Genomic DNA, 18233 nt, shown 5'->3' with positions numbered 1-18233 from the left:
AACCAAATATTTCTCTAACGCAAGTAATTTCTTTATTACGGAAGAACCACTAATTTCCTTTTAAATAATTGTAGTACGAGTAAATGTTTGTAGCTAATAACCTAACAAACAGCATATGGAAACAAGTTTGATGCAAAATAGAACCCAACTTAGCACTTCTCTTTTCACAAATTACGATGAAATAAAAACATCTAATGAAAAACTGCATTCCCATCCTCAGTACGAACTAGTTTTTACCATTGGAGATGAAGGTACCCGTTTCGTAGGAGATAACGTGAGCTCATTCTTCTGCAATGACTTGGTTTTAGTTGGACCAAATCTTCCGCATTGCTGGCAAAGCAACAATTTATCGGATCCAATTTTCAATACAAGGGAGGTTAAAGTACACTTTGACCAAAGTTTTTTTGGAAAAGAATTTTATGAAATGCCTGAGATGAAGAAAGTTAAAAACTTGCTTCTTTTAGCCCAACGTGGTGTTGTTTTTAGCAATGAAACAGCTGCTAAAATGGGTAATAAAATAATGCAGCTTTCTGGTAAAAGCAATTGGTTAAGAGTAATTGAGTTGCTTTCTATTATTTGCGAGCTTGCCGAAAGCGACTTTAATGTTCTAGCTTCAGAGACTTATACAAAATCTTGCAAATCAGGTGATGATAAGCTATCTAATATTTACAATTATTTAATGGAGAACCATCAAAGAGATATCAATTTGAAGGAGATTGCAGATTTTTCAAATATGAATACTACAGCGTTCTGTAGATATTTTAAGAAAGCTACCTCTAAGACTTTTTCGGATATCCTAAATATAATTAGGGTTGGTTTTGCGTGTAAAAAATTGTTGGATACCAAGCTAAGTATTAGTGAGATTGGCTATTCATGCGGTTACCAAAATATTACTTATTTTAATCGTCAGTTTAAAGATATCAAGAAATTAACACCAACCAGATATAGATTACAGTATAATAATTGTGCTTAAGAAGATTGATGATGCTCTTAATTTATAAGGCTTTACGCAAGAATTATAATCATACAACCTTAAGTTTGCCATATGATATTAAGGTAATTTATAACTTTTTTTTAAAATCCGCTAAGGGATGTAATAATATACATTACCCCAATTAAAAAACATATTAAAAATGTACTTTTTACCAAAAAACCATTTAAGGTTTATCTTTATTTTTGTCGGCTATCAACTCTTCTTGACAACAATTTTGCATGCTCAGCATATTAAAAAGGAAGATGTTGTTAAAACCATGAGGCAGGTAGCTGATTGGCAGGTAAACGACTGGGATGTAAACCAAGCACAAACTCCAAAATGGGATTGGACCAATGCTACCGGTTATATAGGTATTCTTGAAATGGGAGACCTTCTCCAGGACAATAAATATCATAGTTATCTTTACAATATAGGTGAAGAACTTAAGTGGGATACTGGTCCTAATAGATTTTATGCAGATGATTATTGTATTGCTCAAACTTTCATTGGCTTGTACCTAAAGAAAAAAGAAAAGCGAATGATCAATAAATTTATTGCATTAGCAGATAGCATTGTAAAAATGCCACATACAGAGAGCCTAGAATGGAAGAATGAAATTAATCACAGAGAATGGGCATGGTGTGATGCATTGTTTATGGGACCTCCTACGCTTGCAAAGCTATCTATCGCCACTGGTAACAAAAAATATTTAGCTGTAGCTGATAAGCTTTGGTGGAAAACTTATGATTACCTCTATGATAAAGAGGAACATTTATACTTTAGAGATGGCAGTAATTTTACCAAAAGAGAAAGAAACGGAAAGGAAGTGTTCTGGTCTAGAGGCAATGGCTGGGTAATGGCTGGCCTATCAAGGGTAATAACGGATATGCCCTTGAATTATCCTTCCAGACATCGTTATGTTTCCCTGTACAAGGAAATGGCGGAAAAGATTGTTTCTTTGCAACAGGCTGACGGTAGTTGGCATACTTCTCTTTTAGACCCCGCCAGCTATCCATTGAAGGAAACTAGTGGGACCGCCTTTTACACCTATGCACTCCTTTGGGGTTTAAATAATGGCATTTTGGATAAATCGAAATATTGGCCAGTTGTCATGAAGTCCTGGGGCGTATTGGTTAGCGCCATTCATCCCAATGGAATGCTTGGTTATGTTCAGCCCATTGGTTGGCAACCTGAACCTGCAACACCCAAAAGTACAGCTGTATTTGGCGTTGGTGCATTTTTATTGGCTGGAGCCGAACTTTACAAGTACATAGATAAAAACAATGTAAATTAGTGCAGCATGCTAAGAAAACTCATAACCTTTAATCTACTTGTACTTTTTGTGTTCAATGGTTTTTCTGCCATGGCACAAATCAAACTTTTTAATAAAGAATACCATTTGCCAGAACACCCTCGCTTATTACTTAAAAAAGGTGAGGAAAATTATATCAAAAACGCTATTCGAAAAGATCATTATTGGAAGAAAGTACATGATGATATTATAGACGATTCAGAAATAATTATAGCGCTTAAACCAATTGAAAATATTAAGATTGGCGGCAGGCTTTTAGATAAATCTAGGGAATGTTTGAGAAGGATATTTTATTTAGCGTATAGCTATAGGCTAACTGGTGATGAAAAATTCTCTAAACGGGCTCTGCAAGAGATGTTAGCTGTGTCGGCCTTTAAGGATTGGAATCCTTCACATTTTCTTGACGTTGGAGAAATGACAACTGCGATGGCTATTGGATATGATTGGTTGTATGATAATATTCCAAAAAGTTCAAGGTTAATAATACAAGCTGCTATCTTGGAAAAAGGGATTAAACCATCACTTAGTCAGGGTTTTAACTGGTGGATAAGCACAAGTAACAATTGGAATCAGGTATGTAATACAGGTATGTCTTTTGGGGCTTTGGCAACATACGAAGATCATCCCCAGCTCTCAAGTACCATCATTGAAAGAGCAATTGATGGAATACAACTTCCAATGAAACAATACGCCCCTGATGGTGCCTATCCTGAAGGATATGCATATTGGGCTTATGGTACAACTTATAATGTAATGTTTATAAGCGCACTGCAAACGGCTTTAAATAGTGATTTTGATTTATCTAAAAATCCAGGTTTTTTAAATACCGCTTCTTACTTTGAGCACATGACGGGTCCTTCTGGTCAACATTTCAATTATTCTGATTGTAGTCAAATTTCTGAGTTTAATCCTGCAATGGTCTGGTTTTCTGGCGTAAGTAAAAATCGGTCACTTCTATATGTTGAAAAAAACAAACTTGATGGTAATTTGAATACGAGAAGTCGTTTTTTACCAGCTGCTATGATTTGGGCGAATGGAATAAGTATTGAAGATACAAAACCGCCTTCTTTATTAATGTGGACTGGCAATGGACCTAATCCGATTGCATTGTTTCGAACTTCCTGGACAAATAAAGACGCCATATACGTTGGTTTTAAAGCAGGCTCACCCTCGGTTAGCCATGGACATATGGATGTTGGTTCTTTTATTTTAGAAGAAAGAGGAGTTAGATGGGGAATCGATCTGGGTATGCAAAATTACGAATCGTTAGAAGGAAAGGGGATCGATTTATGGAACATGTCTCAAAATTCTACAAGGTGGCAAGTATTTCGGTACAATAATTTAGCACATAATACAATTACCATTAACGATTTGGCGCAAAGGGTAAATGGTAGCGCAACGCTTGAAAGCTACTCAAACCAACGTTCTTTTTTAAACGCAGTATCTGATCTTACTGATATTTATAAAGGTCAGATCTCTAAATTAAAGCGTGGGGTAGCAATTGTAAATAAAAAAATTATAGTTGTTCGTGATGAAGTAGAAACTGGAAATGAATATGTAACCTTTCGCTGGTCTATGGTTACGCAAGCATCTGTTGAAATAAATAATCATGATTCAGCAAAATTAACAATGGATGGTAAAGACTTGTTTCTGAGGGTTACAGGGGTAGATGATGTAACCTTTAAAACATGGAAAACAGAGCCCAAAAATGATTATGATGCCCAAAATCCAGGAACATGTATAGTTGGGTATGAAGTTAAGCTAAAGCCGAATACTAAATATGCTTTGAATGTAACGCTAGCTTCCGATTCTAGTGAGAAAAGCGTTGTAGCTAACAATATGAGTCTTAATAATTGGCCTAAAACGTTAAAATAGAAATATCCTTATATAAAGTTTTTAGTAAGAATTAGTTGGATTCCATAGAATATAATTATATAAATTAAAAAATGAATAATCGCAGAAAATTTATAAAGAACACCGCCCTTTGCTTAACTGGTACTTTATTAGCCACCAAGGTAAATGGAATGTCAGAATTTTTTAAAACCCTTGGGTTACAACCCCATATTATTGTGCGTTCTGGGTGGCAAACCGAAAATATTGGCGACATAGCGCATACTCCAGCATTAATGGCTCTGATTGAAAAGTATATTCCTTCAGCAACGGTTACTTTCTGGCCATTTTATGATTATCTTCCAGATAACGAAGTAGAAATGTTAAAAAAACGTTTCCCGAAAATGAAATTGGTTAGGGGGAAACTTAATAAAGATGGAAAATCTAGCACCGTTGAGTTACAACAAGCAATTTCTACAGCCGATTTAATGATACATAACTCGGGTCCCGCAACTATTGCTTGGGCTGATCTACAAATTTTCAATAAATTTACAGGCAAGCCTTTTGGGGTATATGGCGTTACTTATGGTTTGTATGGAACGCCAGAAACCAATATTCTAAATAAGGCCTCTTTTGTGTATTTCAGAGATTCGGTTTCACTTGAAAAAGCAAGAGTAGCTGGTGTTAAGGCTCCAGTTATGGATTTTACACCTGATGCTGTTTTTGCTATTGATGTTACTAACGACGAGCGGGCAATAGCATTCTTAAAAGAGAATAACTTAAAAGATGGGCAATTCCTTTGTTGCATTCCAAAACAAAGACATACCCCCGTTTGGCTACATCCTCATAAAAACAGACCAATTGATCCTGTAAAAAATCAGCGTAACGAAGATATGAAACTGCATGATCACCAACCATTGATCGAAGCAATTATTGCAGTAATCCGCAAAACTGATTTAAAGGTGCTGATTACCCATGAAGATGAAACAGAAATGCAGATTGGAAAAGATTGGCTTTTAGATAAGCTCCCAATTGATGTTAAAAAAAAGGTAGTTTGGCGAAATACAGCTTGGCTTACAGACGAAGCGGTCAGTATTTATAAGCGATCTGCTGGGTTCTTCGGATCAGAAATGCACAGTCCAATTATGTGTATAGCCCAAGGTATACCTGCCATTGTGGTGAGATGGCAGGAGCAGAGCAGCAAAGGTATCATGTGGCGAGATATTGGTCTTGGAGAATGGTTGTTTGATTTTGATGATGAAAATGAAATTCGTCGTTTTGTGCCAACGGTGTTAAAGTTTGCCAAAAATCTCAAGGCTGCCAAGATGAAGGCTGTGGTAGCAAAAAAGTTTGTAGACAATAAGCAAAAAGAGTCTTTTTTGGTAGTTAAAAATACCTTGAATAAATAGTAAAAGCAATTGGGAACTCAATATATCTGTTTAATAATTTCATCACTCAAATAACTCAAATCAAGTATAAAATACCTGATTACTTACTTCTAAAAGGTTGCATTTGACAGCCGTAAACCAACTACTAAAAATGATCGAAGAAAAGGAAAAAACAAATTTGCAGCATTTATTAAGTATACCAGTAATTGTGGCTGCACTAGGCTATTTTGTAGATATCTATGACCTGTTGCTCTTTGGAATCGTTCGTATTCCCAGCTTAACTGAAATGGGACTGAACGAAGAACAAAGGTCTGCTGTTGGAGCCTCCATTTTAAATTGGCAAATGATCGGATTGTTGTTGGGAGGTATTTTATGGGGCGTGGTAGGTGATAAAAAAGGCCGTTTATCGGTATTGTTTGGTTCAATCATTACGTATTCCATAGCTAATATCGCTTGTGGCTTTGTGCAGGATGCCGAAATTTATAAAATACTCCGTTTCATTGCGGGAATTGGTTTAGCCGGGGAATTGGGTGCCGGAATTACCTTGGTTTCTGAAATCCTTCCAAAAAGATTGAGGGCAATAGGCACATCACTAGTGGCAGGTGTTGGTTTATGTGGTGCAGTTGTTGCTTACTTTACCGTAGCGCTTTTTGATAGCTGGAGAACCGCTTATTTTATCGGTGGAGGTTTGGGAATCTCTTTATTGCTATTAAGGGTGGGGGTGGTAGAATCTGGTATGTTTGACAGCATTAAACACGAATCTAAGGTAGCGAAAGGAAATTTTCTAGCGTTTTTTACTAATCGTAGGCGATTTTTGTTGTACATCAAATGTATTGCCATTGGGCTACCTACCTGGTTCGTAATTGGCATCTTATCTACCTTTTCGAATGAATTTGGTGTTGCTTTAGGTATTGCCGAACCAATTATCCCAGGTTTGGCGATCATGTGGTGCTACATTGGTTTAGCCTCGGGTGATTTGATGAGCGGATTTTTTAGCCATGCTTTGCATTCCAGAAAAAAGGCGGTGGCATTAATGATGGCTTTCACCCTGATCGGTGCAGTTGTTTACCTTTCAGGCATAATTACAACGGCTTTCTGGTTGTATGCATTTTGTTTATGGATGGGGATTGGAATCGGTTATTGGGCAATGTTCGTTACAATTAGTGCCGAACAGTTCGGAACAAACCTAAGAGCAACCGCTGCAACAACAGTTCCCAATATGGTGCGTGGTGCGGTAGTGTTGATGACTTCACTATTTGGGTTTGCCAAACCAAGTGTGGGCGTTCTGCTTGCAGGGGGAATAGTGGGCATTTGCGCTTTCATACTTGGGTTTTATGCGGTATGGTCCATCCCTGAAACCCATGACCGTGACTTAGACTTTCTTGAACATTAAATGATCCACGATAAAACTAAAATTATATCGTTTTGTTGATCTGATGGGTTATGCCGCTAACACAACAGGTGTTTTCTTTTGGCAACAGTTGCGATAAGCAGCAAATTTCATTCAATAATTTGCAAATTGAATTCAAATGTAAACTTAGGTTTCCCTATATATTTGATTTGGTGGTATGGGAATTCCTAGATCCATTATAAAAAATTAGTATCGTCTTTTAAAACATTAAAGGCAGTACTTATGCATCATCATGTTTTAAAACTCCATGAAAAGACTATTCATTTTTATCCTTCTGGCTTTTGTTTTTGGGGAAGTATCGGCCCAAGTAACAGAAATAAAACTTCACTCCAACTGGCAATTCCATAAGGCTGGTGAAAATGAATGGCTAAAATCAACTGTACCAGGTACCGTTCATACAGATTTGTTAGACAATAAAAAGATAAAAGATCCATTCTATAGGACTAACGAAAAAGAAATCCAATGGATTAGTGTAAGTGATTGGGAGTACAAAACCAATATAGTTGTTGACAGCTTACTTTTGTTGAACGAAAACATCGATCTGGTAATGGAAGGGTTGGACACTTATGCTGATGTATATGTTAACAACAATAAGATTCTATCCGCAAATAATATGTTTCTTGCTTGGAAAAAACCAATAAGAACATATTTAAAAAAAGGCAATAATGAACTTAGGGTTTATTTTCATTCGCCCATAAACAAAGTAATGCCTGCTTATAATAGTTTGGGCTATCATGTTCCTGTAAGTAATAATGATCAAGCTAATGAACGTGTTAGCATATTTATAAGAAAAGCTGGCTATCATTTTGGGTGGGATTGGGGGCCGAGATTGGTGACTTCTGGTATATGGAGGCCGATTTATCTTTCTTGTTGGAACGATGCCAAAATTGAAGATTTATTTATTAAACAAAAGTTGCTCAAACCTCATCAGGCTAGTCTTGATGCAGAAATGGAAGTTTATTCTAGTACGTCTGGTGTTAGACTTGTTGAGGTACTAATAGATGAGGATCATAAAGTCCTTTTAAGTAAGCGGGTATATTTTTCTAAAGGTGTTAATAAGGTCAATGTTCCGTTTGAACTTGAAAATCCAATTTTGTGGTGGCCAAAAGGCTTCGGAAATCAAAAACTATATACTTTTAATGTAAGAGTAAAAGACGGAGAGCGAATTTTAGCCTTTAAACAAGTTAAAAAAGGGCTTAGGGATATAGAAGTTGTTCAAGATTCTCATGAAAAGGGTAAATCATTCTATTTTAAGGTAAACGGAGTGCCCATATTTATTAAAGGTGCCAATTATGTGCCCCAAGATAATTTTTTAACACGAGTAACCAACGAAAAATATCGACATGTGATTGAGACAGCAGATGCTAGCAATATAAATATGCTAAGGGTTTGGGGTGGAGGAATTTATGAAAATGATATCTTTTATGACCTTTGTGATGAAAAGGGCATCTTAGTTTGGCAGGATTTTATGTTTGCTTGTGCGCTCTATCCGCCCTTAACTGATCTAAAGAAAAATATTTATGACGAGGCCGTTCAAAACGTTAAACGTCTTAGAAACCATCCGTCAATTGCTATTTGGTGTGGTAATAATGAGATTGTGCAATTCATGAATGAGAACTACTGGGGACAAACAAAAGCTAATTTCAGAACCCCGGCTGATTCATTGGCCGTGATAGATACCTATGCAGAAATTTTCCATAACATCTTGCCTTCCGCATTAAAAGCTTATGATGATGAAAAATTTTATTGGTCTTCTTCGCCAAATGGTGAAAACTATTCAACAAATTTCTCTGCAGGAACAACCACTGGCGATTTACACTACTGGGGTGTATGGCATGGTAAAAAACCATTTTCTGAATATAACAAGGTAATACCCTCATTTATGAGCGAGTATGGATTTCAATCTTTTCCAGAGATCGAATCGGTTAACAAGTTCGCTATTCCTGCAGATTTCTCTATTGATTCTGAAGTGATGAAGGCTCATCAAAGATCTACTATTGGCAATGGAACCATTGTTCATTATATGAAAGAGATGTACAAGGTGCCACAACGCTTTTCAGATTTTTTATACGTAGGTCAGCTTTTACAGGCAGATGGAATAAAAACAGCAATTGAAGCTCAGCGCCGAGCTATGCCTTACTGTATGGGTTCTATATATTGGCAGTTAAACGACTGTTGGCCGGTTGCGAGCTGGAGCAGTATGGATTATTATGGACGATGGAAGGCTTTGCAATATGCGGTGAAAAAAGCTTACAGTGAGGTTCTTATCTCCACCATATTGGAAGAGGAAACCGTAAAGATTTACATCGTATCCGACAAGCGAGAAAATATTAAGGCAACTTTGCGCATACAGTTAATTGATTTTAACGGTAAAATTTTATCTGAAGTAAATAAAGATGTAAATGTTATCGGCAACAATAGCGCTGTATATTACTCACAACTGGAGAAGGAGCTGATTAAAAATGCTGATAAACGAAAAACTTTTCTTAAAACAACCTTATTCGTAAACAATCAACAGATAACAGATCAAATTTTTTATTTTGACTTACAAAAGAATTTATTGCTGGATAAATCAAAATTACAATGGGAATTAAAAAAGGATCTAAATAACTATAAGATAATATTGAAATCTGATAAATTAATTAAAAACCTTAAAATATCCTTAGAAGATGAGAATATCGTTTTTTCTGATAATTACTTGGATATTTTGCCGGGATGTGAAACAACAGTAAGCTTTAAATATGACAAAGTGATAGATAAAAAAGACTTAAGCTTTTTCTCTTTAATTGATGCCAAATAGCTTAGGTGTCTAAATTACATCACAAGTTTTATCTCTAATTTTATATAAATACACAATATGTTCATACAATTCCTATCGCAAATTAATAGGTTATTATTTTTCAAAGTAATGCTGTTTGTTGTTATGCTTGCTTTGTTAGCAAATAATGCTATTTCACAGCAAATTAAAAAAGATCTATGGACAATTAACGCTATAGATACTACTAATTATACACCCGCTTATTTAGGTAATGGTATTGTGGGTTTAAGAAGCCAGAAAAGCGGTTTAGGTGCAGAACGCGTAGTTATAAACGGCTTATATGATCGGTCTCCACTTGGAGACTATGTAAGGCTGATCAATAATTATAATCCTGTTAATATTAAAATTGTTTTTAGCGATAAGAAAGAACTCCAGTTTGGCGAAAAGGTTAAAGATTGGAAACAAACCCTAAAGCTGAAGGAAGCTATTTTAGAAACATCTTACATTTATGGAACCCAGCTTGAGGTAAAAACCCAAATGGTTGCACTGCGAAACTTACCAATGGCAACAATGGTTATTTATGAATTTAAAGCATTGGAAGATATTGAATTTACAGTTTTAAATGCAATTGCTGTTCCCGATCGTAGCAAGGCACTGGGAGTTTACAAAACCAACCTTAATTACGGCCTGTACAGTTTAAGTACAACCATAAAAGAAAAGATTCCGGTAATGTCTGCTGCTTTCCCAACAGAAACAGGTAACGATTGCATTTCTGGAGCAAATACATTTTTCTTTAACGGGCAAACGCCTCAGCTAAATTATGTTAAGCTGAATAACTTTAAGCAACAGCTATCATTTTCGGTGAAGCTCAAGAAAGGAGAAAAGTACTCATTCTGTATGCTGAGCGCTTTTACACATTCACAATTTACAAGCGATCCCTATAACGATGCTGTTCGCATATGCAGTCGCGATTATAATTTGGGCTACAAACATTTAATGGCAAATCACAAGGCTGCCTGGGCAAAATTATGGGAAAGTGACATAGAGATTGAGGGCGATGATGAAGCACAAATTGATGCCCGACTTGCACTTTATTCTTTATACGCATCTATTGCAAAAGGTTTTGAGTTAAGTATCCCACCCACGGGTTTAGCAGAGACTGGATGGGGAGGACATATTTTTTGGGATGCTGAACTCTGGATGTACCCGCCTATGCTCGTTATGCAGCCATCCTTAGCTGCTTCTATGGTAGATTTTAGGTATAACACCTTAGGTCAAGCAAAAAAAAGAGCCGCACAATTTGGTTATCAGGGTGCCATGTATCCTTGGGAGTCTGACTTGCAGGGAAATGAATGTACACCGATTGCTTATAAATTAGACATGAATGAGCACCACGTAACCGCTGATGTTGCAATTTCTGCCTGGAACTATTATAAGGTTACCAAAGATAGATTATGGCTTCAGCAAAGGGGCTTTCCTTTAATCAGGGAGATTGCTGAGTTTTGGGTTTCAAGAGCTAGTAAAGATGAAAAAGGTAATTATCACATCAAGAATGTCGTTGGCCCAGATGAATACCATGAAGATGTAGATGATGATGCATTTACCAATGGAGCAGTAAAAGTGGTGTTGGATGCCGCAATAGAAAGTGCAAAATTGTTAAATGAACAGATAAATCCAGATTGGCAAAACGTTTCAAAAGGAATGGTGATATTAAAGCATAAGGATGGATATACCCTGCAAAATTCCCAATACACCGGACAACGGATTAAACAGGCAGATGTAAATTTACTGGCATTTCCACTTGATTTGATCACGGATAAAACTCAAATACTAAAAGATTTGCAGTATTATGAGCCGAAAATTGACCCAAATGGGCCATCAATGAGCTATAGCGTGCTTGCAACCTCTTATGCCCGTATGGGGCAAGCTGGCAAAGCATATCAACTTTACCAAAAGGGCTATCAGCCAAATCGCAAGGCCCCATTTGGTTTTATATCAGAAAAGCCAGGTAAAAGTGTAACGGTATTTTGTACAGGTTATGGTGGTATGTTACAAACCATTATTTTCGGGTTTGCCGGAATGAAGATAGGCGAGGATGGTCTTTACCAAGAGAAAGCTAATTTGCCACTTCACTGGAAAAAGCTAACCCTTAAAATGAGCGGAAAAGAAGATATTGTTTGTAGCCCAAGTAAGTAACAACACTCTTGAATTTTCTGGCTTGGCATATTTAAGATCGATTAGCTGTCTTTTCGTTAAATAGGTGAGATAGCTTCTTCTTGAATATTTTGGCTTCAATCCATGTGGCAAAGTCAAAGATGTTTAAAACCTGGAGTTCATATTTATGGTCTGCTATTTCATCGAATTTTTCCTTGATCGCATCCCAGATGGCAATGCGCTCCTTAATGGATTTAGGCGATATTTGCACTAATAGAAAGTTGAAAATGATTTTTTCTAGGAGATAGGCTTTCTTGTCATTATCTGTTAAGGTTCTCTTGATGGATCTGATTTCATATTGGATGTAATCATGGTTTCCAAGTTCGTAATGGATAAGCAGATTAATCAATCGGGAAGTTCGGTAAACCGGTAAACTATAAAAAATACTGCCTCCCAAAAGGATTTTATTCAAATTGGTATGGGCAAGGTCAATATTCTCCTTCATGAGGTGAATTAATGAGGTGTATAGGTGAACTTCGGCTTGTTTTCCCGGGTTAAGCAGATCAATCTTATTAAATAGCTTGTCATCTAGCGATAGGCTGAGTCGTTCTGCCTCATCGACATTACCTGTATTCAATAACCTTACTGTTTTGTATATATACACTATTCGGTTACGGTTTAGCGACTGGAAATCTGAAATATGGTTTAGTGAAGTTAACTTATCCAAGAAAAACTGCATGGCATCAAATTGTCTAATGCTATGCAAGCTATTCAAAACACCCTCTATGGTAGTTAAATAATCCATTACCGAGGATTCCTTTATATTATCATCCGCCTCAAAAATTAATATTAACTCTGCAAAAGTTTTAAATGCCGCTTTATAGTCGCCAATGCTCATTAAGAAATAGGCCTGAAAAAGGAAATGGTTTTTTTTCCCCTCGAAGGTGGTAGCAATCGGTTTTGAGATAAGTGAAAGTTCTGAAACCAACAAATCATTCAATTCCTCTTTTTGTCTTTCGGTTCTTACATTGCCCTTATATAATAATCTATGATGGGCCAAGTGGTATAGTGAAGCGTGCTGAAAGATTTGTTGGGTATGTTTTAATAAGGTTTGTACCTTCATTTGCTTTTGAACAAGCTCCGTTTCATTGACGGTGTGAAAGCCTAAGTTGCTGATAAAGGTAAGCTCTATAATTGAAGCCCAAATTTGAATGGCATAAAACTCATTCTTTTTCGCCTCGACCTGTACTTTCTGGATTTTCTTAAAAGCCTCTACATACAAACCTCGCTCAAACAACACCATTACGGTCAGTATTTCAGAAGTTAGCTTAAAAAGCATTTGTTTATCGTGCTGTAAATGAATGATGGCATCCAAAATAACCTTGAACAAATACGAGCTTGTCGTATTGAATGAGGCATTTGGGCAATGGGAAGAAAAACGTTTCTTAACTTGGTCAATATCTTTTTCAACCAAAAACACTTCAAGTAGCTGTAGATAATCTTTCCTTCCCGCATGTAAGGTGCCGTACAATTTAAGGTATCGTCTTTCACTTTTTGAGAGTGAGCTAATCAGGGTGGCTAGGGAAACGATGTTGCTCATTAATATTTTGGAATTATATTTTTGTAATCGGGTTTTCTTATTATTTATAGTAAAATTAATAATTTTTGGTGGTTAATTAGTTGTTTATTAGTTTTTGGAATTATTTTTTGATGCTTAATTGTGTGCAGATAAATTAGCTTTATTCATTATTTTTATAATCGATTTAAACCAGATATAAATTCTACTATGAAACCATCTATCCTAGTTGTAGGAAGTTCTAATACAGACATGGTAATTAAGGCAGATCACCTGCCGAGCCCAGGAGAAACCATTTTAGGCGGAACGTTTTTAATGAATCCAGGGGGGAAAGGCGCTAATCAGGCAGTGGCAGCAGCTAGGCTTGGTGGCTCGGTAACCTTTATTTGTAAAACAGGAAACGATATTTTCGGTAAACAGTCTGTTCAACTTTTTGAAGATGAAGGTATAGATGTTTCACATCTATTGTCTGATTCTAAAAATCCTTCTGGGGTTGCACTGATTACAGTTGATAAAAATGCCGAGAATTGCATCGTGGTTGCCTCTGGTGCAAATGCATCATTAAGTGTTGCTGATCTTCAACAAAGTGATGCGGTCATAAAGAACGCTGAAATTGTGCTTATGCAATTAGAAATCCCGCTAGAAACCGTGGCTTACGTCGCAGAAATTGCAGCGGCCAGTGGTAAGAAAGTGGTGCTAAATCCAGCTCCAGCCTGTAAACTTCCTGAATCTCTTTACAGGCATATCAGCATCATTACGCCTAACCAAAACGAGGCACAACTATTAACGGGAATAGCGGTTACAGATGTTGATGGTGCTAAATTAGCTGCGGCAGTTCTTCATGAAAAAGGTGTAAAAGATGTAATTATTACATTGGGAAAAGCTGGTGCATTAGTATATAGCAAATCAAATTATACTTACATTGCTGCAGAGAAAGTAATTCCTGTAGATACAACGGCCGCTGGTGATGTATTTAATGGCGCATTGGCAGTAGCAATATCCGAAGGAAAGAGCATTGAAGATGCTACAGTTTTTGCATGCAAGGCTTCTGGCATTGCCGTAACTCGCTTGGGCGCACAATCTTCTGCCCCTTACCGTAATGAAATAAGTTCAAAGGTTCATCATGCCGATATTTAATTTTTTTTAACTTTTAATTCCAAATAATGTTTATCATACAATCTTACGCTACTGCCATTTTATTCTGCTTTATAACTATGTTATGTTGGGGGTCTTGGGCAAATACACAAAAGCTCGCTGCAAAAACCTGGCGTTTCGAGTTGTTTTACTGGGACTATGTGATAGGTATTTTGCTCTTTTCCATCGTGTCTGCACTCACTATGGGTAGCTTTGGCGAACAAGGAAGAGGATTTATAACGGACTTGAACCAAGCTAGTTTTTCTAGTCTGTTGAGTGCGCTTTTGGGAGGGATAATTTTTAATGCAGCAAATATATTGTTTTCTGCTTCTATCGCTATTGCAGGCATGGCTGTCGCATTTCCCATCGCAATTGGGCTAGCGCTGGTTTTAGGAGTGATCATTAACTATTCTGCAGCACAAAATGGGGATCCAGTACTGCTCTTTGCCGGCGTAGCACTTGTCATGGTTGCCATTTTAATAAATGCAGCGGCCTACAAGAAAAAAAGCACAACAAGTCAAAAGGTTTCAGGCAAGGGAATATTGCTGGCATTAATTGCTGGGGTGTTGATGTCGTTCTTTTACAGGTTTATTGCCAGCTCAATGGATCTTGATAATTTCGTTTCCCCTGCTGTTGGTAAGATGACGCCTTATACCGCGGTGTTCATATTTTCCATCGGCATATTTTTAAGCAACTTTGTATTCAATACCATACTCATTAAAAAACCATTTGTTGGCGAACCTACTAGTTACAAAGCCTATTTTAATGGAAATTTCAAGACTCATTTAACTGGTGTTTTTGGGGGAATGATATGGGGTATGGGAAACTCTCTAAATCTTATCGCTGCGGGTAAGGCGGGCCCTGCCATTTCTTATGGATTGGGGCAAGGTGCCACTTTGATTGCCGCTCTTTGGGGTGTGTTTGTTTGGAAAGAGTTTAAAAATGCCCCTAAGGGAACAAATATACTTGTCAGTGCCATGTTTCTGTTCTTTATTCTTGGGTTGGCACTGCTGATATTTTCCGGTTCTTAAATTAAAAATAAAATTATCATGAGGGTTGGAGAAATCTGATCCTTGGTTCTACAATAAAAATAATATCATGAAAATAAAATTAAGCCTTTTAATAGCTATACTATTCATTTCAGTGGTTTCAGTAGCACAACTGCCATTAAATGGTAAATGGAGTTATTCATTGAAAGATGACATGACGAATGCGCAGCCGAATAAGGCATTTTTAGACTGGAAAACAACTGAAAGTACCAAGCTAAAATGGGAGAAGGCTGATCTTGCTTCAAACGGTAGTATTGTATGGGTAAAAAAAACGGTAATTATCCCATCATCCCTAAAGAGTGAACTGCAAAAAAGCGGTGCGTTGATGCTATCTCTAGGGCGCATTAAGCAAGATGACAATACTTATCTTAATGGGAAACTAGTTGGTACAACGGGTTCTGGCGATATCAAGCGAAATTATATCTTAAATTATGGGGACATTCTTTGGGATAAAGAGAATACCATCGCCATTCGCATCAGGCATTGGGGAGATGTGTGCGCTATAGAAGGTAATCCAGCTATTTTGGCAGCTACGCCTGAGCAAATATTTTTAATGCGTTCCCTTGCAGAAGGAGTAACCAATAAGCAAAAAGTAAACGGTAAAAATGCCGTATATATATGCACCATAAAAAATAAGGCAGATAGAACAGTAAATGCTGAACTCACTGCAGACTTTTACGACCTTAATCAGAAGAAACTTAAATCTGTAAAAAAAACAATCAGCTTAAAAACTGGCGACAATACATTTAAATTCCCATATCAGTCGACCTCGTCATTTCTGAAAATTCAGTATTCATTATCCATTCCCATATATACTTATAAAACCAATTGGAATGATGAATATGGTTATACTGATATTACTTACAGGCCGGTGCATCCCTTGGTAGCGTACAAAGCCAAAGAGATTTTCAGTAACGCAAAACTTGCAGAACAAAACATACAAGGCTGGCTGGGCGAAAGACTTAAGGCCAACAAAGAACAACGTTTATACAAAGTGGATGAGGCAGGCTTGCTTGCTGGGTTCATTAATAAGCCAGGAGCACATCCGTGGATTGGCGAACATGTTGGTAAATTTTTAGAAGCAGCCTGCAATACGTATTTAAACACTAAGGATGCAGCCCTTAAAATACAAATAGACCGCACAGCTCAGCAATTAATTGCAGCACAATTGAACGATGGGTATTTAGGTACTTATGATTCGGCAAGCCAGTGGACAAGTTGGGATGTGTGGTCGCATAAATACGATTTGGTAGGCTTGTTGAGTTATTACGAAATGTCGGGATATAAGCCTGCTCTGGTTGCATCAGAAAAAATTGGAAATTTGCTTTACAACCGTTTCGGAACCAAGCAAGGGCAACTAGATATCATTAAAGCAGGTGCACACGTAGGCATGGCTGCTACAAGTGTAATTGATCCGATGACAGACCTGTACCGTTTTAGCGGTAAAAAAGAATACCTGGATTTCTGTTATTACATTACCGAAAGCTATAATGGCAAAGATGGGCCACGTATAATTTCGACGCTAGATTCTATAGGGAGAGTTGATAAAACAGCCAACGCGAAAGCGTATGAAATGATGTCAAACCTGGTTGGATTAGTGAAGCTATACCGAGTAACGGATGATAAAAAATTCCTCAACCCTGTTTTGGCGGCATGGAAAGATATCACCCAAAATCGCATGTATATAACTGGCACAACAAGTTCGTTTGAGCATTTTCATGACGACCATCTATTACCTGCAACAGCAAAAGATAACATGGGTGAAGGTTGCGTAACCACAACTTGGGTGCAATTAAACATGCAGCTATTAAACCTATTTGGCAAAATGGAATATGTAGATGAACTGGAACGGGCAGTATACAATCATTTAACCGGTGCCGAGAATCCACAAACTGGGGGAGTAAGCTATTACACGCCACTAATGGGAGTTAAGCCATACAGAACAGTAATTACCTGCTGTATGTCTAGCGTACCTCGTGGCATAGCCATGATTCCACTTTTTGCGAATGGTAAAGCCAACGACGTCCCGTCAATTTTATTTTATCAACCTGGCGTATACAAAACCGTATTGAGCGACAAGACATCTGTAGAGTTTATCACAAAAACCACTTTCCCAGAAGCTGGAAATGCAACCATTGAAGTAAATCCATCTTCAAGCAGCAAATTTGAAGTGTTGTTGCGTAAGCCATATTGGGCAGGTAGTTTTAGCATTTCGGTAAATGGTAAAGCACAGGATGTAACAAATAAAGAAACAATCTCTATAAGCCGTGTATGGTCTAAAGGCGATAGGATCGCGGTCAACTTTACGCTGCCGCTAACTGTATTAAATGGCGGGGTAAGTTACCCTGGTTCAATCGCTTTCCAACGCGGACCACAGGTGCTGGTTTTTGATAAAAAATTAAATCCCACTTTACCAGAAGTATTTACTGTGCAGGCAAATAGGGTTCAATTAGAGAATGCACCAGGCGTATTGCCTGCTAAATGGGTAGGTACGCAAGCTTATCAGGTTAAAGCACAAGCGGGTGGCAAAACCGAGAATATTATTTTGGTTCCCTATGCTGATGCGAGCCAAACAGGTGGTGAAGTGAGTACTTGGTTAAAAAAGCAGTAAGAATCTTTGTGCCAATTTGGAGAGCGTTTACAAGACA

The 18233-nt window shown here is 37.4% G+C and carries 11 protein-coding genes; 10 read left to right on the top strand and 1 reads right to left on the bottom strand.

Annotated elements, in window-relative coordinates; all coding sequences use genetic code 11:
• Positions 1-115: 115 nt before the first annotated feature.
• From EZ428_RS19020 to EZ428_RS18990, 7 genes are all read left to right on the top strand, one after another.
• Positions 116-973, top strand: a complete 858-nt coding sequence (locus EZ428_RS19020; protein ID WP_131554787.1) for an AraC family transcriptional regulator — start codon at positions 116-118, stop codon at positions 971-973.
• A gap of 160 nt (positions 974-1133) precedes the next feature.
• Positions 1134-2267: a glycoside hydrolase family 88/105 protein gene (locus tag EZ428_RS19015; protein ID WP_225871097.1), complete on the top strand. Its 1134-nt coding sequence runs from the start codon at positions 1134-1136 to the stop codon at positions 2265-2267.
• A 6-nt stretch (positions 2268-2273) separates the two neighbouring features.
• Positions 2274-4160 carry a heparinase II/III domain-containing protein gene (locus EZ428_RS19010; RefSeq protein ID WP_131554786.1) on the top strand — a complete coding sequence of 629 codons (1887 nt, stop codon included), beginning with the start codon at positions 2274-2276 and terminating at the stop codon, positions 4158-4160.
• 71 nt (positions 4161-4231) lie between these two features.
• Positions 4232-5524: a polysaccharide pyruvyl transferase family protein gene (locus EZ428_RS19005; RefSeq protein ID WP_131554785.1), complete on the top strand. Its 1293-nt coding sequence runs from the start codon at positions 4232-4234 to the stop codon at positions 5522-5524.
• A gap of 130 nt (positions 5525-5654) precedes the next feature.
• Positions 5655-6896, top strand: a complete 1242-nt coding sequence (locus EZ428_RS19000; RefSeq protein ID WP_131554784.1) for an MFS transporter — start codon at positions 5655-5657, stop codon at positions 6894-6896.
• 265 nt (positions 6897-7161) lie between these two features.
• On the top strand, positions 7162-9714 hold the full coding sequence (locus EZ428_RS18995; protein WP_131554783.1) for a beta-mannosidase: 2553 nt from the start codon (positions 7162-7164) through the stop codon (positions 9712-9714).
• 57 nt (positions 9715-9771) lie between these two features.
• Positions 9772-11868, top strand: coding sequence for a glycosyl hydrolase family 95 catalytic domain-containing protein (locus tag EZ428_RS18990; protein ID WP_131554782.1), 2097 nt, complete (start codon positions 9772-9774; stop codon positions 11866-11868).
• A 31-nt stretch (positions 11869-11899) separates the two neighbouring features.
• Here EZ428_RS18990 and EZ428_RS18985 read toward each other — a convergent pair whose 3' ends face one another.
• Positions 11900-13426, bottom strand: a complete 1527-nt coding sequence (locus tag EZ428_RS18985; protein WP_131554781.1) for a hypothetical protein — start codon at positions 13424-13426, stop codon at positions 11900-11902.
• 186 nt (positions 13427-13612) lie between these two features.
• Between EZ428_RS18985 and rbsK the strand changes: the two genes are divergently transcribed.
• The 3 genes from rbsK (at position 13613) to EZ428_RS18970 (ending at position 18196) form a co-directional block, all read left to right on the top strand.
• Positions 13613-14539, top strand: a complete 927-nt coding sequence (rbsK, locus tag EZ428_RS18980) for a ribokinase (protein ID WP_131554780.1) — start codon at positions 13613-13615, stop codon at positions 14537-14539.
• Between the two features lie 26 nt (positions 14540-14565).
• Positions 14566-15567, top strand: a complete 1002-nt coding sequence (locus EZ428_RS18975; protein WP_131554779.1) for a GRP family sugar transporter — start codon at positions 14566-14568, stop codon at positions 15565-15567.
• A gap of 67 nt (positions 15568-15634) precedes the next feature.
• Positions 15635-18196, top strand: coding sequence for a beta-L-arabinofuranosidase domain-containing protein (locus EZ428_RS18970; RefSeq protein WP_131554778.1), 2562 nt, complete (start codon positions 15635-15637; stop codon positions 18194-18196).
• Positions 18197-18233 lie beyond the last annotated feature (37 nt).

It is taken from the genome of Pedobacter frigiditerrae (assembly GCF_004331645.1).
In the GTDB taxonomy this organism is placed as follows: domain Bacteria; phylum Bacteroidota; class Bacteroidia; order Sphingobacteriales; family Sphingobacteriaceae; genus Pedobacter; species Pedobacter frigiditerrae.
The sequence above is the reverse complement of the archived record's forward strand: the minus strand, read 5'-3'. Positions and strand labels throughout refer to the sequence as shown.

Excerpts from the sequence above, each read along its gene's own strand:
- EZ428_RS18990 (WP_131554782.1), top strand. The coding sequence starts at position 9,772 with ATGTTCATACAATTCCTATCGCAAATTAATAGGTTATTATTTTTCAAA.
- EZ428_RS18985 (WP_131554781.1), bottom strand. The coding sequence starts at position 13,426 with ATGAGCAACATCGTTTCCCTAGCCACCCTGATTAGCTCACTCTCAAAA.
- EZ428_RS18975 (WP_131554779.1), top strand. The coding sequence starts at position 14,566 with ATGTTTATCATACAATCTTACGCTACTGCCATTTTATTCTGCTTTATA.
- rbsK (WP_131554780.1), top strand. The coding sequence starts at position 13,613 with ATGAAACCATCTATCCTAGTTGTAGGAAGTTCTAATACAGACATGGTA.
- EZ428_RS19015 (WP_225871097.1), top strand. The coding sequence starts at position 1,134 with ATGTACTTTTTACCAAAAAACCATTTAAGGTTTATCTTTATTTTTGTC.
- EZ428_RS19010 (WP_131554786.1), top strand. The coding sequence starts at position 2,274 with ATGCTAAGAAAACTCATAACCTTTAATCTACTTGTACTTTTTGTGTTC.
- EZ428_RS19020 (WP_131554787.1), top strand. The coding sequence starts at position 116 with ATGGAAACAAGTTTGATGCAAAATAGAACCCAACTTAGCACTTCTCTT.
- EZ428_RS19005 (WP_131554785.1), top strand. The coding sequence starts at position 4,232 with ATGAATAATCGCAGAAAATTTATAAAGAACACCGCCCTTTGCTTAACT.
- EZ428_RS18995 (WP_131554783.1), top strand. The coding sequence starts at position 7,162 with ATGAAAAGACTATTCATTTTTATCCTTCTGGCTTTTGTTTTTGGGGAA.
- EZ428_RS19000 (WP_131554784.1), top strand. The coding sequence starts at position 5,655 with ATGATCGAAGAAAAGGAAAAAACAAATTTGCAGCATTTATTAAGTATA.
- EZ428_RS18970 (WP_131554778.1), top strand. The coding sequence starts at position 15,635 with ATGAAAATAAAATTAAGCCTTTTAATAGCTATACTATTCATTTCAGTG.